The organism is Pseudomonas sp. CFII68 (assembly GCF_000416195.1).
Lineage (GTDB): Bacteria > Pseudomonadota > Gammaproteobacteria > Pseudomonadales > Pseudomonadaceae > Aquipseudomonas > Aquipseudomonas kilonensis.
Genome location: NZ_ATLN01000126.1, coordinates 54,914 through 79,719, shown reverse-complemented (window position 1 = coordinate 79,719; position 24,806 = coordinate 54,914). Strand labels below are relative to the sequence as shown.

The following is a 24,806-nucleotide window of genomic DNA, read 5'->3' as shown; positions in this document are numbered from 1 at the left end:
TACGAGCATGATTTGCTCACGCTCCGAAAACCACACCGAAACACCGTTTAGTCAAATACCGTCCGGCACTCGGACGGCCTCTCGTTTCTTTCATATGCCCAGCTTCTGACGCCATTTCTCAAGCAAACTCAACGGCTCACGCAGCCGCAGCGGTGGCTCCAATGCCTCCACTATTTTTTCCCCAATACGCGCAAAACCAAACTGTTCCAGCGCAAGACTTTCGCCGTTACGAGCGATACTGTGCGCCAGTTCTGGATCGGCACGCAGCCTTGAAAGTTTTTCCTGGAGGTGCGGGATATCCCGATATAGCACAACGTTATGCATATCTTGCAAGCCCAGCGCACGTGCTTCCTCAGCACCCTGATCGAACGCCAACAGCACGCAGCCGCAAGCCATGGCCTCGAAATTCTTGATCATGAATTCGCCCATGCCTACATCGGCGCTGACGAAAAAGCGGACACGGTTCAAGGTGTCACAGTACTCTTCGCCGGACTGGGTGCGGGTCACAACCAGAGGTTCAACACGCGCCAGTTCGTCCAACAGCTGCTTGCGAGCGCTATAGGCAGCGCTTTTGACGCTTCCGACGAAGGCCAACTCGATATCCCGCTCACGGCCCTGATTCTGCAATAACGATCGATCGTAGCCCTTGGGCACGAAAACCGCATCGAAACCTTCACCACGCAAACGTTCGGCAACCATGAAGCCGGAACTGATCACCCGCGCCCAAGGCAGCCGACGGTAATGCGCACTGAACTTGCCCGTGTATTTGCAGGGTATGTAATTCTGATAGGCGTCGTGCTCGAGGATCACCAGGTTGGGGATCGTGCGGATGAAGCCGGCCTGACGAATTTCCTGCTTGAAGCGCAGGAAAAATACGATCCGATCATAACGTGATACGTCTACATGGCGGCGGAAGTACCCCCGCAGGTTGCGTTGTTCCTTGCTGTCGAGCCAGCGCAAGTCGCATTCGCAATGAGCGGCCACGCCTTCGTAGAGTCGGTCCAGGATGGCCCGCTGTTCTTTCTGCACCAAAAACAGAACTTTCATCGTTTTCCTTGCGGCACTGAACGACTTGATAAACACCCCGAAGCCGAACCGGTGCGCCCAGTCAGCATGGTCATCGGACCGCAGTAGCGCTCACTAATAACGTTCCCGGGTGGAAACCCTTCGCGTCGATTTCCCAGGCAGGCGATGCCGCCAATTGTTGTAGCCATGCAGGGTCTGGCATGGGCAAGGCCGGCCACTCATTGTGCTTCCAGGTTATGAAATGAAAGTACGGAAACGTACGATCTCCATCCCGGTCATTGGTCAGGCGGCCGTTGCGCCAGTACCAGCGCTGGGGGAAGTTCTTCGTACCGTCATGCCACTTTATACAGCCGCCCGGCGTGCTGAACGCTTCGGTGAATTCGCTGCGTCGACGCCACGGATTGAATTTACCCACCAGGGTAAACAGAGGTCGGGGAAAATTCTTTCGCCACAAGAAAATACGGCTGAACGCCCCTTCGTCCAGCGCATGATGCTGATCATCGGCGAAGCGTTCTTTCCAGTTCTTGATCAGCTTGAAGACTTCACGTGTGCGTGCGGTGTTGCGCATCAAGCACAAGTGACCAGCAACACGTCGCTCATGAGTTGAGAAGAGATCATGAGCGGCCAGGCGTTCAGCTGTGAAGTACTCACGAAGATTGCCGTACAACAAGTCGATGTCGCCATAAGCCCAAAAATCATAACCTTCGAGACGGTCGACATGAATATAGCCAAGGGCAGGTTTGATATCACACAGCTTGTAGGCCTGTGCTGGCCTGAAGTCGATGCCCAGTCGCTGGGAGACCAACCGGCAATACGCCTCGAAGGTAATGGTTTCGACGGTCACATTGGGCGGCAGATTTTCCGGCACACCACAATCACTGAACAACAACCAATCAATATCAGCGTTACGTCGACAGGTTTCCAGAAACAACGGCATCCAGAACGGCCAGCGTCCAAAATAGGGAATGACAAAAAGAATACGCGGGCAAGGATTGATCACAATAAACTCACATTCACTAACGAGAAGGACATAAGGCCCCCTTTAGGTGCTGTTGTGCTCGGCAGATAATAACAGCCGGGAACGCGCGTGACGCCTGAGTGCCGGGCGAAAAAAACAGCCTCTCGCACCCGCCTCGAAATCGGGTAGATATCAGTTCCTCGGTGCCAACTCAAGGACTTGAGGCAAACGCCAAAATGCCTTGCGCACAGCGTAATCCGAAAAACGTTCATGCAAGCGCTCAAGCATCAGTTCGGCACACTGGCGACGTTGCAGATCATCCATCGCCGCCAGGTGTTGTAGCCCTTGGGCCATATGTTCGGCGTCGCCGAGCGGAAACAGTATACCGACTCCCTCTACCACTTCCTCCGCGCCGCCGCACGCTGTAGCCAGCAACGGAACGCCCGCAGCCATGGCCTCGAGCAGCACCATGCCGAACGGCTCATGATCCGAGCTCAGGACAAAGGCATCAAAGGCGCGAAAATAACGGCGCGCGTCAGGCACCTGACCTAGAAACAACACACGATCGGCGACGCCCAGCTCCAGGGAGAGCTCCTTGAGGTTACGTTCCAGCCGCCCCTTCCCCAGGATCGCCAACTGGCTATTGGCCGGCAAGTAGGGCAGCGCGGCGGCAAAACCTCGAAGCAGCGTTGCCTGATCCTTGTCCGGATGCAGGCGGCCAACATTACCAACAATCCAGGCGTTTACTTCGAGTCCGAGGGTGTTCCGCGCTTCGTCCCTGGGGACCTGGTGGGCTTGCAAAGCATCGGGATCAATGCGGTTGTAGAGGGTCTGGATTCGACTGGCCGGCCATTTTGGCAAGCAATGGCGGATGTCGTCACGCACCGCGTCGGAGACCGCGAGCAAGCCCAGGCGCTTGCGAAAGACATGGGCGAACAGCCGGCGCGTACGCCGCTGGTAATCACCAAAGGCATGGTGCACGCCTATTACCGGCAAGCGAGTACCGAGCAGAGCGATGTAGACCGGCTTGAAACGATGGGCGATACAAAAACTGAAGTTGCGCGAGGCGACGATCTTGCGCAGATCGGCAATGGCACCCAACTTCAAGCTTCTGATTTCGCTGGAGCTGTACTCCATGAACAGCACCTCGTCCGAGGCGCAACCGGCGGCGACTTCAGCATCGGCCATGCCAGTCAGGAATACCGTGGTCACACGATACCCGGTGCCCACGAACAGACTGGCGTATTGACGGGCGCAGTCCAGGAACGGCCCATCATAGCCGTGGCAGAACTGCAGCACATGTCGCTCAGCCGAGCGTGTCATAAGCATCTACGCCGTCTTTGACCACCAGAATATCTTCCATGATCAGGTACTGCAGGTCGGAGCCAAAGAACATGTTCAGCGCGTCGGTCGGCGAGCAGATCATCGGTTCGCCACGACGGTTGAGCGAAGTGTTCAGCGACACGCCGTTGCCGGTCAGGACTTCCAGGGCCTTCATCATGTCGTAGTAGCGCGGGTTGTATTCGCGCTTGAGCACCTGGGCCCGGGACGTGCCGTCTTCATGGACAACTTCCGGCACGCGGGTTTTCCACTCTTCGGCCACTTCGAAGGTGAAGGTCATGAACGGCGCCGGGTGGTCGACCTTGATCATCTGCGGCGCAACGGTGTCGAGCATCGATGGGCAGAAAGGCCTCCAGCGCTCGCGGAACTTGATCTGCTCGTTGATCCGATCGGCCACGCCGCTGGCGCTTGGGCAACCGATGATCGAACGACCACCCAGGGCGCGCGGGCCAAACTCCATGCGCCCCTGGAACCAGGCCACCGGGTTGCCGTCGACCATGATCTTGGCGATGCGCTCGGGGGTGTTGTCGATCTTGCGCCACACAGGTTTGCTCGGATGACGGGCGCACGCAGCGATCACGTCTTCGTTGCTGTAGGCCGGGCCGAGGTAGACGTGTTCCATCTTCTCTACCGGCACGCCACGGGCGTGGGACACATAAGCCGCCGCACCTACCGCAGTACCGGCGTCACCGGAAGCCGGTTGCACGAACAGCTCCTTGACGTCGTCGCGGGCGATGATCTTCTGGTTAAGCTTGACGTTCAACGCGCAGCCACCGGCGAACGCCAGCTTGCCGGTTTCCTTGAGCACGTCGCCCAGGTAGTGGTCGATCATTTGCAGCGCGAGCTTCTCGAACAGCGCTTGCATGCTCGCCGCGTAGTGAATGTACGGTTCGTCGGCGATGTCGCCTTCGCGTTTCGGGCCGAGCCATTCGATCAGCTTCGGCGAGAAGTAGAAGCCCTTGCCCTTCTCTTTATAGCGGCGCAGGCCGATCACGTTGGCGTAGTCGGTGTTGATCACCAGTTCGCCGTTTTCGAACGAGGCCAGGCGCGAGAAATCGTACTTGGTGGCATCGCCATAGGGCGCCATGCCCATGACCTTGAACTCACCGTCGAGCATTTCAAAACCGAGGAACTCGGTGATCGCGCCGTACAGGCCGCCCAGGGAGTCCGGGTCGAAGAATTCCTTGATCTTGTGGATCTTGCCGTTTTCGCCGTAGCCGAAGAAGGTCGTGGCGTATTCACCCTTGCCGTCGATGCCCAGGATCGCGGTTTTTTCCTGGAAGCCCGAGCAGTGATAGGCGCTGGAGGCGTGGGCCAGGTGGTGCTCGACCGGCTCGATCTTGATCTTTTTCGGGTCGAAACCCAGTTGCTCCAGGCACCAGACGATCTTGCGGCGATAGCGCTTGTAACGACGATTGCCCATCAGGATCGCGTCAAGGGCGCGGTCCGGGGCGTACCAGTAACGCTTGGCGTAGTGCCAGCGCGCCTCGCCGAACAGACTGATCGGAGCGAAGGGGATCGCCACCACATCGACGTCGGAAGGCTTGATGCCGGCCTGCTCCAGGCAGAACTTCGCCGACTCGTAGGGCATGCGGTTCTTTGCATGTTTATCGCGTACGAAGCGCTCTTCCTCGGCCGCCGCGATCAGCTTGCCGTCAATGTACAACGCAGCGGAAGGATCATGGCTAAGGGCGCCGGACAGGCCAAGAATCGTCAATGCCACAGGGTCTAGCCTCTTAATGTCTGCATACGGGCGACAAGCGCCGCGGAAAATGGATGTGCCGCGCGCCAAGGGGGCGGGGCAGCTAAAGGGCGGGATTATAACTTAAAAGCGCTGGCAAGCCTCGTAGGAGCTGCCGAAGGCTGCGATCTTTTGATGTTGATCTTTCCCTTGACCCTCAAGTGATCAAACAAAGATCGCAGCCTTCGGCAGCTCCTACGCAGGAGACGTACCGAAGCAGCTATCGGGCATCATTCAAAAACTTTTGGGCAACCGCTGATCAATCACCCGATACAGCGCACTGTCCTGCGGCCAATTGCGCATGAACCGCGCCCGATCCCGGGCGTAGGCCGGGGCGAAGCTGGCGTGGGTGCGGTGTTGGCACATGGAATCCAGGTCGATCAGCACCCAGCGGTCGTTCTGCCAGAGCAGGTTGTGGCCCTTGAAGTCGCCGTGGCTAATGCGCTCTCGTATCAGGTCGACGAACAGCCGGTCCAGCGCCAGCAATTCAGCCTCAGGAGCGTCGCCATTTTCCACGTAAGGGGCGAAGCGCTCGATGACGTCGGGACCCGACAGATGCTCGGTTACCAGGTAAGCGCCGAGGCGCAACCACAGAAAACGCTTTTCAAACAACGCCAGCGGCTTGGGGGTGGCGATGCCGAGGAACGCCAGGCGATGCCCCTCGCGCCAGGCATGCCAGGCACGGCTCGGGCGCCAGAAGCGCTTGAGCCAGTGGGCGAAGCTTTTTATGTTATAGCGCTTGATCAGCAGGGTGCGCCCGCACACTTCGACTTTACCTACACTCGCCGACCCACCGTCCTTGTACAGATGGCCCTGGGCAAGCAAGGCATCGGCCTGCTCCAGCACGGGCGCCATGGCCGCCTCTTCATCACGGCGGATCGCCTGCAGGCCGAACGGCCCGCGCTTCACGCTGAACAAGCTGCACTCGCGCCCGACCTTTTCCAGAAAGTCCTTCAGACGCCAGGCCTGTACTTTGTCGATCTGTTTTTGCAACGCTTCCATGGGCAGTGCGTGCTCGGCGTTACCCAGCAGGTAATGCACCAACAACTCTTCATTGAACGGCTTGAGGGATTTGGGCAATTGGGCGAAAAACACCCCAAGGTTTTCGAGCACTTTGTGCCGCGACAGTGGTTGACCCGGCGTTTCGGCGCGGATGCCGGCACCGTCGATCAAATAGAGCTTGCCGTCATGGCGCAACAGATTGTCCAGGTGCAGGTCTTCCTGCCACAGGCCTTTGCCATGCAGTTGCGCGATGGCCCCCAAGGCTTCGGCCAATACCGCCGTTTGATCATCGGCCAGCAATGGCAAGTGCTCGACCTGCTTCCAGGCGTCCCCCAGGCTCTCGGCGTCTTCCAGCAGTTCGAACAGCAGCCAGCCGCCTTCGCCTTCCTTCAGGCCATCGGCCAGCAGCAGCGGCGTCGTCAGCCCCTGCTCCGCCAGCAGGCGAACGCCTTGCAGCTCTCGCTGAAAATGCCGGGGCGCCTTGCTGCCCACCAGCAGCTTGGCCAGCACCGGCCGGCCACGCCAGACGCCGGCACCGACGTAGCGCTGCCCTGGCAATACTCTCAACAGTGAAAGCAATTGCAGTTGCGCCGGACCCGCCGCGTCCGCCAACTCCAGACTCAGCGGCAGGCTCGGGCTGCGTCCGGCGTTTTTCAGTTCGGACAAATTCATCAGCGGACCTCCTTATGGCTGCGTTGAGCGCCTGGGCGAGTCATCCATGGGTGCTCCGGCAGTGGCCGGCGTTCAGCGACCGAGAAACAAGTCATTCCCGCCCCTCGAAAAACCTCACCACGTGACGGATGCGTTTTTTGTCGCCCGCATCGAGCCGGTCGCGCTGGCAATATTGCAGGTAAAAGCGCAGACGCTGAGTGGCCGACAAATGATACTTGGCCACTTTATCGAGGCATGCCAAATCCTTGGTGATGCGGTACTTGAGCCAGAAGCCATGCCAGAAATCGCCATTGGGACAGTCGATCAGGAACAGCCGTGACTGGTCGTCGATCAGCAGGTTGCGCCACTTTAGATCGTTATGGGTGAAACGATGATCGTGCATGGTTCGGGTGTGGGCCGCCAGCTGACGGCTCACACCATCGACCCAGGCACGATCCGCCAGCCTTGGATCATGACGGTCGGCCAAGACCGAGAGATCCTCGGTATTAGGCAGCTCTCGCGTGATCATCGCACCACGGGCGTAGACCGCTCCGTGACGCTCCAGCCCCCAGGCGACAATTTCGGCCGTGGGAATGCCCCACTTGGCGAAGCGTTTGAGGTTCTGCCATTCGGACTTGACCCGTGGCTTGCCCAAGTAACGCCGCAAGCCCTTGCCGGCCCCGGTGTAGCGCTTGACGTAATAATTCACGCCGTCGCGCTGTACCCGGATCACCTCCGACAGCGGGTCGCGAGTCAGGCGCTCCCCCTGGAGAGCAAACACCGCATCGAGGCTGCCAAAATCTTTTGTCAGCCCAGCGTAGGAAGGTTCCAGTACCCAACCCGACATCAGAGCGCGCCCCCGTAGCGCAGTTTGCGTGCATATAGCCTGTTGGCCTTGCCTTCGAGCCAGGTCAGCAGTGAAGCCTCTTCGACCAGCGTCCGGCGCAGCGGCTGCTGGAAATAGCCCTTGAGAAAACGCAACTTGTCGCGGCGAGTCAGACCAATGTCCATTATCGAAAAATACAGTGCAGCCAAGTCTTTGTTACGCCAGCGATTGGGGATGGTTTCGCGGACCTGCGCACGGTGCAAGTCAATCACCGAAAGCTTGAAATCTTCAGCCGTCACCGTCTTATCGGTGTGCAGCAGGAAGTGGCAGATGTAGCAGTCACGATGATTGACTCCGGCGCGGTGCATCATGCCGGTCATGCGCGCCACTTCGGCGATCAGCGCCCGCTTGAGCTTGGGCTCTGGAGGCTGCTTGACCCAGTCCATGCTGAAATCTTCGAGACTGACGGTCGGCGCCAGTTCTTCGGTGACGATGAACGAATGCTGGTCGGCCGGATTGCTGCCTTTCTCGCCATACGCAACGGCGGTCATGGTCGGCACCCCGACTTCCTGCAAACGCTGGATTGCCTTCCATTCCTGACCCGCGCCCAGTACCGGCAGCTTGGCGGTCAGCAGGTTCTTGAAGATTTCGCCCCAACCAATGCCGCGGTGGATCTTCACGAAAAAACCGCGACCGTCCACCTCCGTGCGCAAGGTGCGCCGGGCTTCCAGTTCACGATAGACCTCGCCCTTGAGCGCCTCGACTTCGGCGAACGCATCGCGCCCGGCCCAAAGGCTCTTGAACGGTTCGGCCAGCATCAACTTCATTGTGCTTGCTCCGCCAATATCACATCGGCCGCGTGCTGCGGCATGCTGTAGAGGTCGGCCGTCTCCGCGAAGGCCAGACCGTTGCGGCTCCAGGTCGCCCGGGCCTCGGCATCGTTCAACATGCGCACCAGGTACTCGGTGAGCTGTGCTTGTTCGAACGGCTCGTCCAGCACCAGGCCACTGTCGGCCTCGGCGATGTAATGGGCGTACCCACACACCGCGCTGACCAGCACCGGCAACCCGGCCACCAGCGCTTCGAGCAGTACCGTGCCGGTGTTCTCGTTGTACGCCGGATGGATCAACAGGTCGGCGCCCAGCAGGAAACGCGGGATGTCGCTGCGGCCCTTGAGGAACCGCACATTGTCACCGAGCCCCAGTGCGGCGCTCTGCAGTTGGAATACCTTGGGGTCGTCCTGGCCGATTACAAACAGCCGGGTGCGTTTTCGCAATTCGGTTGGCAGCGCGGCCAGGGCCTTGAGGCTGCGATCCACGCCCTTGGTCTTGAACCCGGAACCGATCTGCACCAGCAGCAGGTCGTCCTCGGCCAGCTCGAATTCGGCCCGGAACGCCGCGCGGATCTCGTCGGCGTCGGCAGGCCGACGGCGGTCCTGGGCGATGCCCGGTGGCAGCAGGTGAAAGCGCTCCAGCGGCGTGCCGTAGTGCTTGATGAACAGTGGCTGCTGGACTTCGGAGATCATCAGCACATCGGTCTTCGCGTCCTTGGCGAACACTGCCCGCTCGTACTCGGCGAAATGCCGGTAGCGGCCCCAGCGCCGGTACAGCGAATTGCGCAGGTTCTGCGCCTTGTCTTCGAAGCAGCCGTCGGCGGCGTAGTACACGTCCAGGCCGGGCATCTTGTTGAAGCCGATCAAACGGTCCACCGGGCGCTTGGCCAGGTCGGCCTCCATCCACGCACTGAGCTTCTCGTTGCGGCGATGGTTGAACAGCGCCTTGACCGGCGCTACCAGCACTTCGAAGCCGGGCGGCACGTCACCTTCCCAGATCAGCGTGTAGACACGGATCTGGTGACCGCGTCGCTGGCACTCCAGGGCGATGCGCATGAAGTCACGCTGCAGGCCACCAAAGGGGAAGTACTTATAAAGGACAAAAGCCAATTGCATCAGCGCGGCTCCTCAGCCAATAACGTGCTCAGGTGGCTGGCAACACGCTCGGGGTTCAGACGCGTGAAGCACAGGGGCTGCTCGCGTTTCAGGTCAAACCGCCGGGCATCTTCGGCGGTCGGCGGGTAAGTGCAATGTTTCTGCATGCATGGCGCGCAAGGGAAATCACTGGCAAGGTGAATCTGGCCCTTGCCATAGGCGCCGGTCAGCACTGGATTAGTGGGGCCGAGCAGCGAAATGGTCGGCACGTCCAAGGCCGCGGCCAGGTGACCGAGACCGGTGTCCACCGCCACGCAGGCCTGGGCGCCGGCAAGCACCTTGCCCATCCCGCCGAGGTTCAGCTTCGGCAGCACCAAGGCGTTACGCAGCCCGCTGGCGATGCGTTCGGCCCGGGCCTTCTCGGCCGGGTTGCCCCACGGCAATTTGACCACTACGCCGAACTGCCCCATGCGCTCGGTGAGCTGGCGCCAGTAAAGTTCGGGCCAGTGCTTGGACTCCCAGGTCGTGCCGTGCAGGAACACCACATAGGGATAGGGGCGTGGCAATTCCACCAATCGGTCGATGTCGAGACCATAGCTGCCCTGGGTCTGCGGCAAGTCATAACCCAGCGCCAGGGCAAATAGCTGCCGTACGCGCTCGACCGCATGCTGACCGCGAGCCACCGCCAGGCGCCGGGAATAAAAGCGCGCCGCCAGGGGCTCACGGGCCGAATTTTTATCCAGGCCGGCCACCGGGGCCTTGACGTAGCGGGTCAGCCAGGCGCTTTTCAGCAGGCCTTGGGCGTCGATGACCAGATCGTACTTTTCAGCGCGCACGCCCTGCTTGAAGCGTCGCCATTCGCCACTCTTGATGGTTTGCCAGAGGTTCTTGCGCCAGCGACGGATCGCTACCGCAATGACTTTGCCCACAGCCGGGTGCCAGGTGGGGATTTCGGCGAAGCCTTCTTCCACCACCCAATCGAACTTGATGCCAGGAATCGCCCGCGCCGCGTCGGTCAGCGCCGGCAGGGTGTGGACCACATCCCCCAGCGAAGAGGTCTTGATCAGCAATACCCGCAAGTTACCGAACCTCCACGGGTGTGCCCTGCAGACGCTCAAGGGCCTCGTTCACCGACGACGGCATGAGCTGGCGCAGGCAATTGTAATGACCGAAGCGACAGGTGCGGTCGAAGCACGGACTGCACTCGATGCCCAGGCGCACGACTTCGACCTTGTCGGCCAGCGGTGGCGTGAAGCCCGGCGAGGTGGAACCGTAGACCGCCACCAATGGGCGGTTCAGGGCCGCGGCCACGTGCATCAGGCCGGAGTCGTTGGAGACCACCGCATCGGCACAGGACAGCAGGTCGATGGCCTCGGCCAGGGAAGTGTCGCCACTGAGGTTCACCGACTCTTCCCGAAGCCCCGGGATCAACCGCGAGCGGATGTCTTCACCCACCGGGTGATCTTTTTTCGAGCCGAACAGCCAGACCTGCCAGCCTTCGCGAATCTTCGCCTCGGCAACCTGGGCGTAATGCTCCGCCGGCCAGCGCTTGGATTCGCCGAACTCGGCCCCCGGACACAGGGCCAGCACCGGACGATCCAGGCTCAGGCCGAACTTGGTCAGCGCCGCTTCACGGGTCACCGGGTCGATCTGCAGGCTCGGTCGTGGATACGGCTTGGGCAACTCGGTCCCAGGCTCGTAGGCCAGGGCCATGAAGCGCTCGATCATCAACGGATAGCGGTCTTTGTCCAGGGCGCGCACGTCGTTGAGCAGGCCGTAGCGAAACTCGCCACGCCAACCGGTGCGTTTGGGGATGCCGGCGAAAAACGGCACCAGCGCCGACTTCAACGAATTGGGCAACAGGATCGCCTGGTCGTACTGACCGGCCAGGGATTTGCCGATGCGCCGACGGGTCGCCAGCTCCAGCGCGCCGTGGCCGAGCGGGAAGCTCAAGGCCTTGCGTACCTCGGGCATGCGCTCAAGGATCGGCCGACTCCACTCGGGGGCCAGGACGTCGATTTCGCACTGCGGATGACGCTGTTTCAGGCACTGGAACAGTGTCTGCGCCATCACCATGTCACCGACCCAACTGGGCCCAACGATCAGAATATTCATTTGCTTTCCAAAAACGATACGGGGAGGCCTACGCCTCCCCGCCTCGAGAATCACTGTGGCTTAGGTCGCTGCCTGTTGCCCTAATCTACAACACCCCACCCATCAACGGTGGGAGCGAGCTGTGTGGGAGCAAAGCTTGCTCGCGATCCAGGCGCTGCGGTCCTCAAGAGACCGCGGCGTTTTCATCGCGGGCAAGCCTTGCTCCCACACAGCTCGCTCCCACATTTAAATCTTCAGCTCAGGCCCAGCTCCCGCCAGATCCGCAGTACCTGCTGGCGCTCGTCCACGAACTGATCGCCTGCGATCACCCCGGCATCTTTCTGCAAGGCCTGGCGGTGAGCGGCGGAGCGGTAGGCCTTGTAGGCTTCGCGCAACAGCGTGGCGTCCTCGGCCGGCATCAGCCCGACCTCCTGCAACCCGTCCAGGATGCGGATGTTATCGGTGTAGCGCACCAGCGACGGGTGTTCCTCGGACCACGCCAAGGCCGCGTATTGCACCATAAATTCAATATCGACGATACCTCCGGCATCCTGCTTGAGGTCGAAGGGTGCCGTGGCCTCGAAGGCATTCGGTGCGGTCCCGGCGGCGGTGGCCTTGCTGCCAAGGTTGTCGCGCATCTTGGCGCGCATCTCGCTGACTTCCTGGCGCAGCGTCGGCAAGTCCCGCTTGCGTCCCAGCACCTGGGCGCGGACTTTCTCGAACGCCTGGCCCACGTCCTGGCTGCCCACCAGCACACGGGCCCGCACCAGCGCCTGATGCTCCCAGGTCCAGGCTTCATTCTCCTGGTAACGGGCAAACGCCCCGAGGGAGCTGACCAGCAACCCCGATGCCCCGGACGGGCGCAGGCGCATATCCACTTCGTACAACTGCCCGGAGTTGGTCTGGGCGGTCAGCAGGTGAATGATCCGCTGGCCGAGTCGGGTGAAGAACTGCGCGCCGTCGATGGGTTTCGGGCCGTCGGTTTCCGCCTGAGGATCACCATCGTGGATGAACACCAGGTCCAGGTCGGAACCATGCCCCAATTCCAGGCCGCCGACTTTCCCATAACCGACAATAATGAAGCCCGGATCACACAGGCTGCCATCGGTGCGCAATGGCACGCCGTGCTTGGCGGTCGTCTGGCGCCAGGCCAGGGCCAGCACTTGTTCGAGAATCGCCTCGGCCAGCCAGGTCAGGTAATCGCTGACTTTCATCAGCGGCAGGCTGCCGGCGATTTCCGAAGCGGCCACCCGTAGGCGGTGCGCCAGCTTGAAATGCCGCAGCGCCTCCATTTGTTGTTCCAGGTCATCCTCGGGGATGCGCGTCAGGCGCTCACGCAACTCCGCCGCCAACTCCGGCGCCAAGGGCGGCTTGAACAGCCGGCCCTCGTTGAGCAATTCATCGAGCAGCAAGGGGAAACGGGTGATTTGCTCAGCAATCCACGGGCTCGCCGCGCACAACGTCAGCAAACGACGCAGGGCGCCGGGGTTTTCCGTCAACAGCACCAGGTAGGCCGATCGGCGGGCCACGGCCTCGACCAAGGGCAGCACCCGCTCCAGCACCAAGTCTGGATCGGCATGTTCCACGGCCTGGGCCAGCAGGCGTGGAATGAAGGCATCCAGACGCTCGCGTCCCAGGCGCTGCATGGCGCGCAGTTGCGGGCTACCGCGCAGGGCGGCCAAGGCCTTGAGGGCTTTAGGCGCATCGACGAAGCCGCCCTCTTCCAACTGCCGACACGCCGCCTCTTCATCCTGGCTGTCTTCCCACAACGGCAACCATTCGCCGCCCACCACCACTTCGCTTTCGCCACCCTCTTCTTCATCCGGGTCGGCGATGACCTGGCCGAAATGCCAGGCCACACGCCCGCGCCAGTACATCAATCGTTCATGAAAGGCCGACCAGTCGGCAAAACCCAGCATGAACGCAATGCGCGCCTGATCCTGCGGACTATCCGGGAGCATCTGGGTCTGGCGGTCGGCGATGGCCTGGATCGCATGCTCGGTATAACGCAGGAACTCATAGCCCTGGCGCAGCTCATCGATCACCTTGCCCGGCAGGTACCCCTGGCCCTCCAGGGTGCCCAGCACTTTAAGCAGCGGGCGCTGCTGCAAGCTCAAGTCGCGACCACCATGAATCAGTTGGAACGCCTGGGCAATGAACTCCACCTCGCGAATGCCGCCCGAGCCCAGCTTGATGTTGTCGGCCAGGCCCTTGCGCCGCACTTCCTGCTGGATCAGTTGCTTCATGGTGCGCAGCGCTTCGATGGCGGAAAAATCCAGGTAACGGCGATAGACGAACGGGCGCAGCATGTCGAGCAACTGCGCACCGGCCACTTGGTCACCCGCCACCACGCGCGCCTTGATCATGGCGTAGCGCTCCCAGTCGCGGCCCTGGTCCTGGTAATACTGCTCCAGGGCATTGAAGCTCAGCACCAGCGCACCGGCCGAGCCGTAGGGACGCAGGCGCATATCGACGCGAAACACGAAGCCGTCGACGGTCATCGGGTCCAGGGCCTTGATCAGGCGCTGGCCGACGCGGATGAAAAATTCCTGGTTATCCAGCGGTCGCTTGACGCCCACGGTTTCGCCGCCCTCGGGGTAGGCGAAGATCAGGTCGATGTCCGACGACAGGTTCAGCTCCACGGCACCCAGCTTGCCCATGCCCAGGATGACCATCTGCTGCGGCTCGCCGCTGCGTCGTCCGGTGGGTACGCCGAATTGCTGGCTGAGGCGCTGGTACAACCATTGATAGGCCTGGTCGATGCAGGTGTCGGCCATGTCCGAGAGGTCGCGGCAGGTCTGGACCAGGTCGGCCTGGCGGGTCAGGTCGCGCCAGATGATCCGTACCTGCTGGCGGGTGCGCTGGCGGCGCAGGACGCGGCCCAGTTCTTCTTCAGTCTCGGCGGCCTGCACGGCGGCACCGATCTGCGCGCACATTTCACCGGGCGCCAGGCTGCGGTCCAGTTCGCCGCTGCGCACCAGCTCCAGCAGCATCACCGGGTCACGGACGCTCTGTTCGATGACAAAGTCGCTGGCGGCGGCAATACGGTTGAACGCCTCCCAACGCTGCGGGGTCCAGGCCGACAGCCCGTGGTCGTCGTCGAACAAGGCGACCACCGCACGGAACGACTGCTCGGCACGACTGACCAATGACTGGAGAATGGCCGGTACCGTTTCCGGTATTGGGGCAAGCGAGGGCAGGCTCATGGTCTATCCTTGATCGGCGCGGGAAAGGCTCGATGTAGTGTTTTTTTAAAAGACACTACCTGATCGACTGTCGAACAAAGATGATAAATAGCTGAAAATCTGATTTTATTGGCAGCCGGCATCAAGTTTTTACCTGTACGAGTTGGCTAAAGACCAACAGTAACGATTATTCTCACAACGAAACGAGGGGCCAGAAGCCGCTCATGTGTAGTTTTACTACTCGTCTATACATTCGAAAGGCTGAAACGGCCGACGATTTGTAGTAAAACTACACGCCGCCGAAACAACCTTCGGCAATCCAAGAATTTATATCGTCTGCCCACAAGGCCAGTCGCAAACTCAGGCAACCGATTCTGGTAGCCTTTCCGCCCTGGAGCAAGCCATGCAAGACCTCGATCCCGTCGAAACCCAGGAATGGCTGGACGCCCTGGAATCGGTTCTCGACAAAGAAGGCGAAGACCGTGCTCACTATCTGATGACCCGTATGGGCGAACTCGCAACCCGCAGCGGTTCGCAATTGCCTTACGCCATCACCACGCCGTACCGCAACACAATCCCCGTCACCCACGAAGCACGCATGCCTGGCGACCTGTTCATGGAACGCCGCATTCGCTCGTTGGTACGCTGGAACGCGATGGCCATGGTGATGCGTACGAACCTGAAAGATTCTGACCTGGGCGGTCACATCTCCAGCTTCGCCTCCAGCGCAACCCTGTACGACATCGGCTTCAACTACTTCTTCCAGGCCCCGACCGACGAACACGGCGGCGACCTGATCTACTTCCAGGGCCACTCCTCGCCAGGCATCTACGGGCGCGCTTATCTGGAAGGTCGCCTGGACGAAGCACAGCTGGACAACTTCCGCCGCGAGACCGACCGCGACGGTGTTTCGTCCTATCCGCACCCAAGGCTCATGCCGGATTTCTGGCAGTTCCCCACGGTGTCCATGGGGCTCGGGCCGATCACCGCCGCCTACCAGGCGCGGTTCATGCGTTACCTGGAAGATCGCGGGCTGAAGGAACATCAGGGGCGCAAAGTCTGGGCGTTCCTCGGTGACGGTGAAATGGACCAGCCGGAATCGCTGGCGGCAATTTCCCTCGCGGGCCGGGAGAAGCTCGACAACATCATTTTTGTCGTCAACTGCAACTTGCAGCGCCTCGACGGACCGGTGCGCGGCAACAGCAAGGTGATCCAGGAATTCGAAAGCCTGTACCGCGCAGCCGGCTGGAACGTCATCAAGGTGATCTGGGGCAGCGGTTGGGATGCGCTGTTGGAAAAGGACAAGACCGACCTGCTACGCCAGCGGATGATGGAGTGCGTCGACGGCGACTATCAGAACTACAAGTCCCAGAACGGCGCCTATGTGCGAGAGCACTTCTTCGGCAAATACCCCGAGTTGCAGGCGCTGGTCAGTGACCTGAGCGATGACGACATCTGGAAGCTGTCGCGCGGCGGCCATGACCCGGAGAAGGTCTACAACGCCTACGCCGCCGCCATGCGCCACACCGGCGGACCTACGGTCATCCTGGCGAAAACCGTGAAAGGCTTCGGCATGGGCGAAGCGGGCGAAGGCCAGAACATCAACCACCAACTCAAGAAGATGGGCGAGGACGCGGTCAAGGCGTTCCGTGATCGTTTCGGCCTGGACCTCACGGATGATCAACTGGGCGACATGCCCTATCTCAAGCCCGCAGCGGACAGCGTCGAAGCCCTTTACCTGCAGGCCCGGCGCACTCAGTTGGGCGGCTACGTGCCTGCGCGCTTCAGTGCGGTGGAGCCTTTGCAGATCCCGCCATTATCGACCTTGGACACCCAACTCAAAGGCACCGGCGAGCGGGCGATCTCCACCACCATGGCCTTCGTGCGCATCCTCGCGCACGCTGCTCAAGGACCCGAACATCGGCAAGCTGATCGTGCCGATCGTGCCGGACGAATCACGCACCTTCGGCATGGAAAGCCTGTTCCGCCAGATCGGCATCCATTCCCATGTCGGTCAGTTGTACACGCCTCAAGACGCCGGCCAACTGAGCTATTACAAGGAAGCCCGGGACGGCCAGATCATGCAGGAAGGCCTGAACGAATCCGGCGGGATTTCTTCCTGGATCGCCGCGAGCACTTCCTACAGCACCCATGGCGTGATGACGGTGCCCTTCTACATTTTCTACTCGATGTTCGGCTTCCAGCGCGTCGGCGACCTCGCCTGGGCCGCTGGCGATGCCCGCGCCCGGGGGTTTCTGCTCGGCGCCACCTCCGGCCGGACCACGCTGATGGGGGAAGGCCTGCAACATGACGACGGCCACAGCCATGTGCTGTCCTCCACCATCCCCTGCTGCGTGTCCTACGACCCGACCTACGCCTATGAACTGGCGGTGATCATCCAGGACGGCATGCGGCGAATGTATGTCGACAACGAGGACATTTATTACTACATCACCCTGCTCAACGAAAACTACGCCCATCCGCCCATGCCCGAAGGGGTCGAGCAAGATATTCTGAAAGGCATGTACCGGCTCTCAGCCCCTGCGCAGCCCAACGAAGGCAAGCATGTGCAACTCATGGGCTGCGGTTCGATCCTGCGCGAAGTCGTCGCCGCCGCGCAGTTGCTGGAGCAGGACTTCGGCGTCAGCAGCGAAGTGTGGAGCGTCACCAGCCTGACCGAACTGCGTCGGGACGGCCAGGATGTCGAACGCTGGAACCTGCTCCATCCACAGCAGGTACCTCGTATCAGCCATGTTGAAAGCTGCCTGCTGGATAAACAGGGGCCGGTGGTGGTCGCGACCGACTACATGAAGATATTCGCTGACCAGATCCGCCCGTTCGTGCCCAAACGCCGCTTCGTGGCCTTGGGCACCGACGGCTTTGGCCAGTCGGACACCCGTGAATCGCTGCGCAGGTTCTTCGAAGTGGATCGCCATTTCATCGTATTGGCGGCCTTGAAGGCGCTGGCCGATGACGGGGTGATACCACGGGAAAAAGTCGCCGAGGCGATTGTGCTTTATGGCATTGACCCGGAGAAACAGAACCCGACAGCGGTTTGAGCCCTTCCCGCTTGCAGCGGCGTCCCCGGGGGCGGTGGTGAACGCCGCATTTGCAATGCATCCGAGATCAAAACTGTGGGAGCGGGCTTGCTCGCGAAGGCGGTCTGACTGGGCCGGTGATGTTGAATGTGCCGGCGTCTTCGCGAGCAAGCTCGCTCCCACAGGGTTCTGCGGTGGGAGGTTATTGCGCCGTCGACTCGACCACGCCCCGAACCCGCTGCAGCATATTGATCAGATACAAGCGCATCGACGCCCGCGCCGCTTGCGCATCATGCCGCGCCAACGCCGCGTAGATCTGCTCGCGCTCACGCACCACCAACGCCCGATTTTCACTCGTCACAGTCGGCCCGGCCTGTTGCACGACGGCGATCAACGCATTGCCCACATGGGCCATGGCGTCGATGAAAAAACTGTTGCCCGTGCACTGGGCGATCTGTAGATGAAACTCGAAATCGACCCGGGCGCTTTCGCCATCCGTTGCGTCAAAAGCATTCGCCGTGTCGAGCGCTTCACGCATCGCCAGCAATTGCTCCGGCGTGGCCCGTTGCGCGGCAATGCCGGCCGCTTCCACTTCCAGGCTCAGGCGCAGTTCGATGACGGCCAATGCATCGTAGGCGCCGCCCTTGACGTGTTTGCTACCTTGGAAATCCCCCGGGCGGGCGGTGTCCACCACGAAGGTGCCGATGCCGTGACGGGTTTCCACCAAGCCTTCGGCCTGGAGCCGCGACATGGCTTCGCGAACCACTGTCCGGCTGACGCCGCGTTCCTTGATGATGACCTGTTCGGTCGGTAATTTGCTGCCCGCTGGCAGTTCGCCGGCCAGTATCTGCTGCGTCAGGTCGACCACCAGTTGCTGGGTCATGCTCAGGCGTCGATCGGGTGTGACACGGTCCATTGCACCTATCCATTAAAGCCAGACGATCGCGGCATTATAGCCGCGACCTTGCGCCAAAACTCACTATAATGCCCGCTGATCACACTAGAGCACGCCGATGACGGATCAAGCGTTATCTCCACTGAACAAGCCGCGCCGCCTCGCCGAAACCCTGGTCGACCGCTTTGCCCAGCGCATGCGTGACGGCATTCTCAAGTGCGGCGAAAAGCTCCCCACCGAAGTGCATATCATGGAGGCCGAAGGCGTCAGTCGTTCGGTGGTGCGTGAGGCGCTGTCGCGCTTGCAGGCAGCGGGGCTGGTGGAGACGCGGCATGGCGTCGGCACCTTTGTCCTGGACATGCCAGCACCGGAGGGTTTCACCCTGGGGCCAGCGACGATTGCTACGTTGTCGGATGTGCTCAACCTGCTGGAATTTCGCCTGAGCCTGGAAGTCCAGGCCGCCGGCATGGCCGCCGAGCGCGCAACGCCTGAAGCGCTGGCCGAATTGGCCCAGGCGCTGGAGGCGTTGCTGCAAGGCCCGGAAAAGTCCGGCACCACCATCAATGCCGATTTCCAGTTCCATCTGAAAATCGCCAAGGCCGCCGGCAATTACTACCTGATCGACATCATGAAGCACCTGGGCACGAAGCTGATCCCACGTACGCGCATGAACTCCGCCTACTCCGGGCAAAGTGATCGCAGTGCGTACCTGCAGGGGATCAACGCCGAACACCAGCAGATCTTCGACGCCATCGCCAGCGGCAATGTCGATGCGGCGCGGGCGGCCATGTACCTGCACCTGAGCAACAGCCGCATACGCCTGTGTGAAACGCAACAACGCCAGGCGTTCTACAACGAATAACCCCGCCTCCCCTGTGGGAGCGAGCTTGCTCGCGATGACGGCGGCACATCCAACATCATTGGCACAGACACACCGCCATCGCGAGCAAGCTCTGCTCCCACAGGGGATCTATGGTGAGCGCCTGATCTGTGAACGCTCGAAAACCAGTGTGGGAGCCGAGCTTGCTCGCGATGACGGCGGCACATCCAACATCATTGGCACAGACACACCGCCATCGCGAGCAAGCTCTGCTCCCACAGGGGATCTATGGTGAGCGCCTGATCTGTGAACGCTCGAAAACCAGTGTGGGAGCCGAGCTTGCTCGCGATGACGGCGGCACATCCAACATCATTGGCACAGACACACCGCTATCGCGAGCAAGCTCAGCGCACACAGGGGATCTATGGTGAGCGCCTGATCTGTGAACGCTCGAAAACCAGTGTGGGAGCCGAGCTTGCTCGCGATGACGGCGGCACATCCAACATCATCGGCACAGGCAGATCGCTATCGCGAGCAAGCTCGCACACAGGGGATCTATGGTGAGCGCCTGATCTGTGAACGCTCGAAAACCAGTGTGGGAGCCGAGCTTGCTCGCGATGACGGCGGCACATCCAACATCATCGGCACAGGCAGATCGCTATCGCGAGCAAGCTCGCACACAGGGGATCTATGGTGAGCGCCTGATCTGTGAACGCTCGAAAACCAGTGTGGGAGCCGAGCTTGCTCGCGATGACGGCGGTACATCCAACATCATCGGCACAGGCAGGCAGCTATCGCGAGCAAGCTCGCTCCCACAGTTTTGATCCTAGTGTTCGTGGACTCAGTGTCGACCAGTGCTACCACAACTTAGAAAAAGTTGTATTGAATGCCGACCCGCAGGCGCAGTTGGCGATCACTGTCGACCGAGTTGACTTTGATATCACCCACTTCGAAAAACGGTGCCCAGCGCTTGTCCCACTTGTACTTGACCACCGCATTCTGTTCATAGTCGTCGGTGCCACCGTTATAACGGATGTAGTTGGCATCGAAGTACGTCAATTGATACTCATACGCCCATGGCCCTTGGTTGGCGTAGTTGACGTAAACGTCGTAGCGATGGATCTTCTGGTCGTCCTGGCCGTTGTCCGGCACATCATGATCAACCTGGTCACGGTCGAGCTTGGAGGAGTCGTAACGGTAGCGTCCGGCGATGCTCAGCTCCTTGGTGATCTTGTAGCCCAGGCGCATGCCCATCTTGTAGGTGGTGGATTCCTCATCGCTTTCCATGGCGAACGAAGGCGTCAACGTCCAGCGGTCATCGATCTTGTGCTGATAGTTGACGGTGAATTCATGGCCGCTGCCGACGGTGTTGTCGAAGGCAACGTCTTCGCGATCACCGGCGGTCTTGTATTTGAGTTCACCTTCCAGACCCACACCGTTGTCCAGCCGCATGCCAAACTTGGCACGGTCGGCGTGCATGCGGGTTTTTTCCGCATATTGATGGCGTACGTTGATATAACCGGTATCGGCCAGGGCAACAACCGATGTGAACAACGATGCGACAGAAAGTACTACGAGTGTCTTTTTCATGGTTTTTATTCTTGTTGGTTTAATAGTAAGTTGGGGTAAACGCCAAATCACAGGCGAGCGCGTGCGCGGCATTGATACCTGGGGCTCAACGTCTTTTACGGGTTAAAACAAGTACAACTGTTTAGTTAAAACAAAACTCAGACAGCGATAGGTACACGCTGTATGTCCCGACTGGCCTGCACCAGCAAACGGGTGTACGCATGGGTGGCGCCATCGCTCGCCAGCAGATGACTGTCGAGCGTCTCCACCACCCTGCCCTGCTGCATCACCGCCAACCGATCACACAGGTGCGCAACCACCGCCAGATCATGGGTGACCATCAGGTAGGTCAGCCCTTCCTGGCGGCGCAAGTCGGCCAGCAGGTTGAGGATCTCCGCCTGTACCGAAACATCCAGCGCCGAGGTCGGCTCGTCCAGCAACAGCACCCGGGGACGCAGGATCAGCGCCCGGGCAATCGCCACCCGTTGGCGCTGACCACCGGACAACTGGTGCGGATAACGAAAGCGGAAGCTGTCATTCAAGCCAACCTTGCGCAGGATTTCACTGACCTTCTGCGCACGCCCGTCGATGCCATGGATGCGCAACGGTTCTTGCAGCGCGGCATCGACGGTATAGCGCGGATGCAACGAGGCATACGGGTCCTGGAACACCATCTGCACGGTGCGGTAGTGGTTCAGCGGCAGGTTGCGCGTGACGGCTTGCCCGGCGACCCGCAGTTGTCCGCTCCAGTGTTGGTACTGCCCGGCCAGGCAGCGCAGCACGGTGGTCTTGCCCGAACCGGACTCCCCCACCAGGCCGAATGCCTCACCTTCGGCGACACTCAAATCGACGTCGTGCAGTACTGTGTTCAGTGCCGCGCCCGTGCCAAAACTGAGGTTCAGGCCGGCGATTTCAATCATGCTCATGACAGGCTCCTCAAGCATTCAACCAGTGGGGGTCGCGCTGCAGCACCGGCAACGTGGCGCGCGGATGGTCCAGGCTCGGCAATGCGGCCAACAGGCCCTGGGTGTAGGGATGGGTGGCGTTATCCAGATCGGCGGCGGCAATCGACTCGACCACGCGACCGGCGTACATCACCAGCACGCGATCACAGAAATGCCGCACCAGGTTCAGGTCGTGACTGATGAAAATCAGCCCCAGGTCACGCTCGCTGACCAACTCCTCCAGCACGTTGAGCACCTGTCGGCGCACCGACACGTCCAGCGCCGAAGTCGGTTCGTCGGCGATGATCACCTGGGGATCGGTGATCACCATCATGGCGATCATGATCCGCTGGCCCATGCCGCCCGAGACCTCGTGGGGGTACAGGTCGTAGACCCGCCGAGGGTCACGAATGTGCACCTTGGCGAGCATGTCCAAGGCGCGTTCGCGGGCTTCGCGATGGGGCACTTTGTGATGGGCCAGGTAGGCCTCGGCGATTTGTTCGCCGACCCGCACCACCGGGTTCAGCGAGTACTTGGGGTCTTGCATGATCATCGACATGCGCGCGCCGCGAATCGCCTGGATCTGCTTTTCGCTGGCGGCCAACAGGTCGATGTCGGCGAAGCGCAACGTCTTGGCGGTGACCCGCGCGGTCGGTGGATGCAGACGCAAAAGGCTGCGGCCGACGGTGGATTTGCCCGAGCCGGATTCACCGACGATGGCGAGTTTTTCCCGGCCCAGGGTGAACGACACGTCACGCACCGCCAGGGAGTTTTTGCCGGCGTTGCGAAACTCCACGCACAAGTCCTGTACCGCAAGTTTTATCTCAGTCATGGCCTGTTCCTCAGGATTGGCTACGTGGGTCGAGGACATCGCGCAAGCCGTCGCCCAACAGGTTGAAGGCCAGGCTGACCAGCATGATCGCCGCACCGGGCGCCGCCACCAGCCACCAGCTTTCGAGCATGTAGCGCCGCCCGGTGGAGATCATCGCGCCCCACTCTGGCAGCGGTGCCTGGGCGCCGAGGCCAAGAAAGCCCAGGGCGGCGGCGGTGAGGATGATGCTCGCCATGTTCATGGTCAGGCGGATGATCACCGACGACAGGCACATCGGGATGATGTGGCGCAGGATGACCCGGGTACTGGACGCGCCCTGAAGTTGCACCGCGACGACGAAGTCGGCGTTGCGCAGCGGCAGTGTTTCGGCGCGGGCGAGCCGGGCAATCGGCGGCCAGGCCGTCAGCGCGATGGCGATCACCGCGTGCTCCAGGCCTGGGCCGAGGGCGGCGATGAAGGCCAGCGCCAGGACCAGGCTGGGGAACGAGATGAAGATGTCGGTGATGCGCATGAACAGGCTGTCGACCCAGCCACCGAAGTAACCGGAAACCGTCCCGACCAGCAGGCCGATGGGGCCGACAATCACCGTCACCAGCAAGACGATGTACAGGGTGATGCGCGAGCCATACACGAGCCGGGCGAAGACATCGCGACCGTATTCGTCAGTGCCGAACCAGTGCGCGCTGCTGGGTGCCTGCAACGCGCCGGCGAGGTTCTGCAGCAGCGGATCGTGGCCGGCGATCCAGGGTGCGAAAGCCGCGACCAGCATCAGGGTAGCGACGACGACCAGGCCGGCGAAGGTCATCGGGTTGCGCAGCAAAAAACGCAGCAGGCGCAGGGTGCTGGCGGCCATCGCCGCCGAACTGGAAGCCGGCAACGTGGCGCTACCGGGGGCGCTGGAAGCAAGGGGCAGGTTCATTAGCGAGTCCTCGGGTCGAAGATCTTGTACAGCGCGTCGCTGATCAGGTTCAGCGTCACGAAGATGAGGCCGATCAACAGCACGCAGGCCATCACCGCGTTCATGTCACCGAGCAGCAAACTGCTGGTCAGGTACTGGCCGAAGCCCGGCCAGGCGAACACGGTTTCGATCAGCACCGCGCCCTCCAGCAGGCCGCCGTAGGCCAGCGCGACGATAGTCAGCAGTTGCACGCGGATGTTGCCGAAGGCATGGCCCCAGACGATGCGGCGCTGGGACAAGCCCTTGACCCGGGCGGTGATGATGTACTCCTGGGACAGTTGCTCGAGCATGAAACTGCGGGTCATGCGGCTGATGTAGGCGACCGAGTTGAAGCTGAGGATCACCGCCGGCAACAGGATGTGGCGCAGCGCACTGCGAAAGGCCTCCCACTCGCCGGACCAGGCAGTGTCGATCAACAGCAGCCCGGTGTGTTTCGGGATCAGCCCGTCATAGGCCAGGCCGATGCGCCCGACGCCACCGGCCCAACCCAGCCAGGCGTAGAACACCAGGAAAGCCATCATGCCAATCCAGAAAATCGGCGTGGAGTAACCGAACAACGTGATCAACCGTGCGACATGGTCACCGGCGCGCCCCTGATGCGTCGCCGCGTAGACACCCAGCGGCAAGCCCGCCAACACGCCGAACAGAATGGCCAGGGTGGCCAGTTCCAAGGTGGCCGGGAAGACCCGGGCGATGTCGGTGATGACCGGGTTGCCGGTCAGCAAGGCCATGCCAAAGTCACCGTGCAGCAGGTCGCCAAGGTAGATCGCGAATTGGGTCCACAACGGCTTGTCCAGGCCCAGCTCTTTGTACACCTGGGCGTAGGCCGAGGCGTCGGCGTCCGGGCCAACGATGGCCAGCACCGGGTCCAGGGGCATCACGCGCCCGATGAAAAAGGTCAGCAGCAGCAACCCCAGCAGCGTCACCGCCACCGAGCCGCCGCGCCGGGTCGCCGAAGCGGCCCGGGTGGTCCAGATTGAAAAGGATGCAGTCGACATG

General features: G+C 61.1%; 18 protein-coding genes and 1 pseudogene. 2 read left to right on the top strand and 17 right to left on the bottom strand.

Annotated features, from left to right (window positions below):
- Window positions 1–90 precede the first annotated feature (90 nt).
- From CFII68_RS00895 to glnE, 11 genes are all read right to left on the bottom strand, one after another.
- Window positions 91–1,047 (bottom strand): glycosyltransferase, encoded by a 957-nt coding sequence (locus CFII68_RS00895; protein WP_018614102.1) that lies wholly within the window; start codon window positions 1,045–1,047, stop codon window positions 91–93.
- A 70-nt stretch (window positions 1,048–1,117) separates the two neighbouring features.
- Window positions 1,118–2,026 (bottom strand): DUF6625 family protein, encoded by a 909-nt coding sequence (locus CFII68_RS00900; protein ID WP_024617991.1) that lies wholly within the window; start codon window positions 2,024–2,026, stop codon window positions 1,118–1,120.
- Window positions 2,027–2,176: 150 nt separating this feature from the next.
- Window positions 2,177–3,307 carry a glycosyltransferase gene (locus tag CFII68_RS00905; protein ID WP_018614098.1) on the bottom strand — a complete coding sequence of 377 codons (1,131 nt, stop codon included), beginning with the start codon at window positions 3,305–3,307 and terminating at the stop codon, window positions 2,177–2,179.
- The gene (locus CFII68_RS00910; RefSeq protein WP_018614096.1) at window positions 3,291–5,048 is read right to left on the bottom strand and encodes a carbamoyltransferase; all 1,758 of its coding nucleotides are present in this window, start codon (window positions 5,046–5,048) and stop codon (window positions 3,291–3,293) included. Before CFII68_RS00910 ends, CFII68_RS00905 begins: the two co-directional genes overlap by 17 nt.
- A 252-nt stretch (window positions 5,049–5,300) precedes the next feature.
- On the bottom strand, window positions 5,301–6,740 hold the full coding sequence (locus CFII68_RS00915; protein ID WP_018614094.1) for a lipopolysaccharide kinase InaA family protein: 1,440 nt from the start codon (window positions 6,738–6,740) through the stop codon (window positions 5,301–5,303).
- Window positions 6,741–6,831: 91 nt separating this feature from the next.
- Window positions 6,832–7,566, bottom strand: coding sequence for a lipopolysaccharide kinase InaA family protein (locus CFII68_RS00920; RefSeq protein ID WP_018614092.1), 735 nt, complete (start codon window positions 7,564–7,566; stop codon window positions 6,832–6,834).
- The gene (rfaP, locus tag CFII68_RS00925) at window positions 7,566–8,372 is read right to left on the bottom strand and encodes a lipopolysaccharide core heptose(I) kinase RfaP (protein ID WP_018614090.1); all 807 of its coding nucleotides are present in this window, start codon (window positions 8,370–8,372) and stop codon (window positions 7,566–7,568) included. Before rfaP ends, CFII68_RS00920 begins: the two co-directional genes overlap by 1 nt.
- Window positions 8,369–9,493 (bottom strand): glycosyltransferase family 4 protein, encoded by a 1,125-nt coding sequence (locus CFII68_RS00930; protein WP_018614089.1) that lies wholly within the window; start codon window positions 9,491–9,493, stop codon window positions 8,369–8,371. Before CFII68_RS00930 ends, rfaP begins: the two co-directional genes overlap by 4 nt.
- Complete coding sequence (waaC, locus tag CFII68_RS00935; RefSeq protein ID WP_018614087.1) at window positions 9,493–10,551, bottom strand: lipopolysaccharide heptosyltransferase I; 1,059 nt, start codon at window positions 10,549–10,551, stop codon at window positions 9,493–9,495. Before waaC ends, CFII68_RS00930 begins: the two co-directional genes overlap by 1 nt.
- A 1-nt stretch (window position 10,552) precedes the next feature.
- Window positions 10,553–11,587, bottom strand: a complete 1,035-nt coding sequence (gene waaF / locus CFII68_RS00940; RefSeq protein WP_018614085.1) for a lipopolysaccharide heptosyltransferase II — start codon at window positions 11,585–11,587, stop codon at window positions 10,553–10,555.
- Window positions 11,588–11,820: 233 nt separating this feature from the next.
- Complete coding sequence (gene glnE / locus CFII68_RS00945; RefSeq protein ID WP_018614083.1) at window positions 11,821–14,772, bottom strand: bifunctional [glutamate--ammonia ligase]-adenylyl-L-tyrosine phosphorylase/[glutamate--ammonia-ligase] adenylyltransferase; 2,952 nt, start codon at window positions 14,770–14,772, stop codon at window positions 11,821–11,823.
- 382 nt (window positions 14,773–15,154) lie between these two features.
- Between glnE and aceE the strand changes: the two are divergent.
- A pseudogene (gene aceE, locus CFII68_RS0126265) lies at window positions 15,155–17,810 on the top strand (pyruvate dehydrogenase (acetyl-transferring), homodimeric type).
- 181 nt (window positions 17,811–17,991) lie between these two features.
- Here the strand turns inward: aceE and CFII68_RS00950 are convergent.
- Entirely contained in the window at window positions 17,992–18,705 is a 714-nt protein-coding gene (locus tag CFII68_RS00950; RefSeq protein WP_018614081.1) for a FadR/GntR family transcriptional regulator, read from the bottom strand.
- Between the two features lie 97 nt (window positions 18,706–18,802).
- Here CFII68_RS00950 and CFII68_RS00955 point away from each other — a divergent pair, with 97 nt between their 5' ends.
- On the top strand, window positions 18,803–19,546 hold the full coding sequence (locus CFII68_RS00955; RefSeq protein WP_018614080.1) for a FadR/GntR family transcriptional regulator: 744 nt from the start codon (window positions 18,803–18,805) through the stop codon (window positions 19,544–19,546).
- Between the two features lie 825 nt (window positions 19,547–20,371).
- Here CFII68_RS00955 and CFII68_RS00960 read toward each other — a convergent pair.
- The 5 genes from CFII68_RS00960 to CFII68_RS00980 all read right to left on the bottom strand — a co-directional run bounded on the left by CFII68_RS00960 (window position 20,372) and on the right by CFII68_RS00980 (window position 24,805).
- A complete protein-coding gene (locus tag CFII68_RS00960; protein ID WP_018614078.1) occupies window positions 20,372–21,094 on the bottom strand; it encodes an oligogalacturonate-specific porin KdgM family protein in 723 nt (240 codons plus the stop codon).
- A 137-nt stretch (window positions 21,095–21,231) separates the two neighbouring features.
- Entirely contained in the window at window positions 21,232–21,999 is a 768-nt protein-coding gene (locus tag CFII68_RS00965) for an ABC transporter ATP-binding protein (protein ID WP_018614075.1), read from the bottom strand.
- Window positions 22,000–22,009: 10 nt separating this feature from the next.
- Window positions 22,010–22,849 (bottom strand): ABC transporter ATP-binding protein, encoded by an 840-nt coding sequence (locus tag CFII68_RS00970; RefSeq protein WP_018614073.1) that lies wholly within the window; start codon window positions 22,847–22,849, stop codon window positions 22,010–22,012.
- Window positions 22,850–22,859: 10 nt separating this feature from the next.
- Entirely contained in the window at window positions 22,860–23,768 is a 909-nt protein-coding gene (locus CFII68_RS00975; RefSeq protein ID WP_018614072.1) for an ABC transporter permease, read from the bottom strand.
- The gene (locus CFII68_RS00980; RefSeq protein WP_018614070.1) at window positions 23,768–24,805 is read right to left on the bottom strand and encodes an ABC transporter permease; all 1,038 of its coding nucleotides are present in this window, start codon (window positions 24,803–24,805) and stop codon (window positions 23,768–23,770) included. Before CFII68_RS00980 ends, CFII68_RS00975 begins: the two co-directional genes overlap by 1 nt.
- Window position 24,806: the final 1 nt, after the last annotated feature.

Coding starts and splice junctions, on each gene's coding strand:
- CFII68_RS00960 (WP_018614078.1), bottom strand. CDS start 21,094: ATGAAAAAGACACTCGTAGTACTTTCTGTCGCATCGTTGTTCACATCG.
- CFII68_RS00895 (WP_018614102.1), bottom strand. CDS start 1,047: ATGAAAGTTCTGTTTTTGGTGCAGAAAGAACAGCGGGCCATCCTGGAC.
- CFII68_RS00965 (WP_018614075.1), bottom strand. CDS start 21,999: ATGAGCATGATTGAAATCGCCGGCCTGAACCTCAGTTTTGGCACGGGC.
- rfaP (WP_018614090.1), bottom strand. CDS start 8,372: ATGAAGTTGATGCTGGCCGAACCGTTCAAGAGCCTTTGGGCCGGGCGC.
- CFII68_RS00970 (WP_018614073.1), bottom strand. CDS start 22,849: ATGACTGAGATAAAACTTGCGGTACAGGACTTGTGCGTGGAGTTTCGC.
- waaF (WP_018614085.1), bottom strand. CDS start 11,587: ATGAATATTCTGATCGTTGGGCCCAGTTGGGTCGGTGACATGGTGATG.
- glnE (WP_018614083.1), bottom strand. CDS start 14,772: ATGAGCCTGCCCTCGCTTGCCCCAATACCGGAAACGGTACCGGCCATT.
- CFII68_RS00980 (WP_018614070.1), bottom strand. CDS start 24,805: ATGTCGACTGCATCCTTTTCAATCTGGACCACCCGGGCCGCTTCGGCG.
- CFII68_RS00905 (WP_018614098.1), bottom strand. CDS start 3,307: ATGACACGCTCGGCTGAGCGACATGTGCTGCAGTTCTGCCACGGCTAT.
- CFII68_RS00955 (WP_018614080.1), top strand. CDS start 18,803: ATGACGGATCAAGCGTTATCTCCACTGAACAAGCCGCGCCGCCTCGCC.
- CFII68_RS00915 (WP_018614094.1), bottom strand. CDS start 6,740: ATGAATTTGTCCGAACTGAAAAACGCCGGACGCAGCCCGAGCCTGCCG.
- CFII68_RS00950 (WP_018614081.1), bottom strand. CDS start 18,705: ATGGACCGTGTCACACCCGATCGACGCCTGAGCATGACCCAGCAACTG.
- CFII68_RS00920 (WP_018614092.1), bottom strand. CDS start 7,566: ATGTCGGGTTGGGTACTGGAACCTTCCTACGCTGGGCTGACAAAAGAT.
- CFII68_RS00930 (WP_018614089.1), bottom strand. CDS start 9,493: ATGCAATTGGCTTTTGTCCTTTATAAGTACTTCCCCTTTGGTGGCCTG.
- CFII68_RS00975 (WP_018614072.1), bottom strand. CDS start 23,768: ATGAACCTGCCCCTTGCTTCCAGCGCCCCCGGTAGCGCCACGTTGCCG.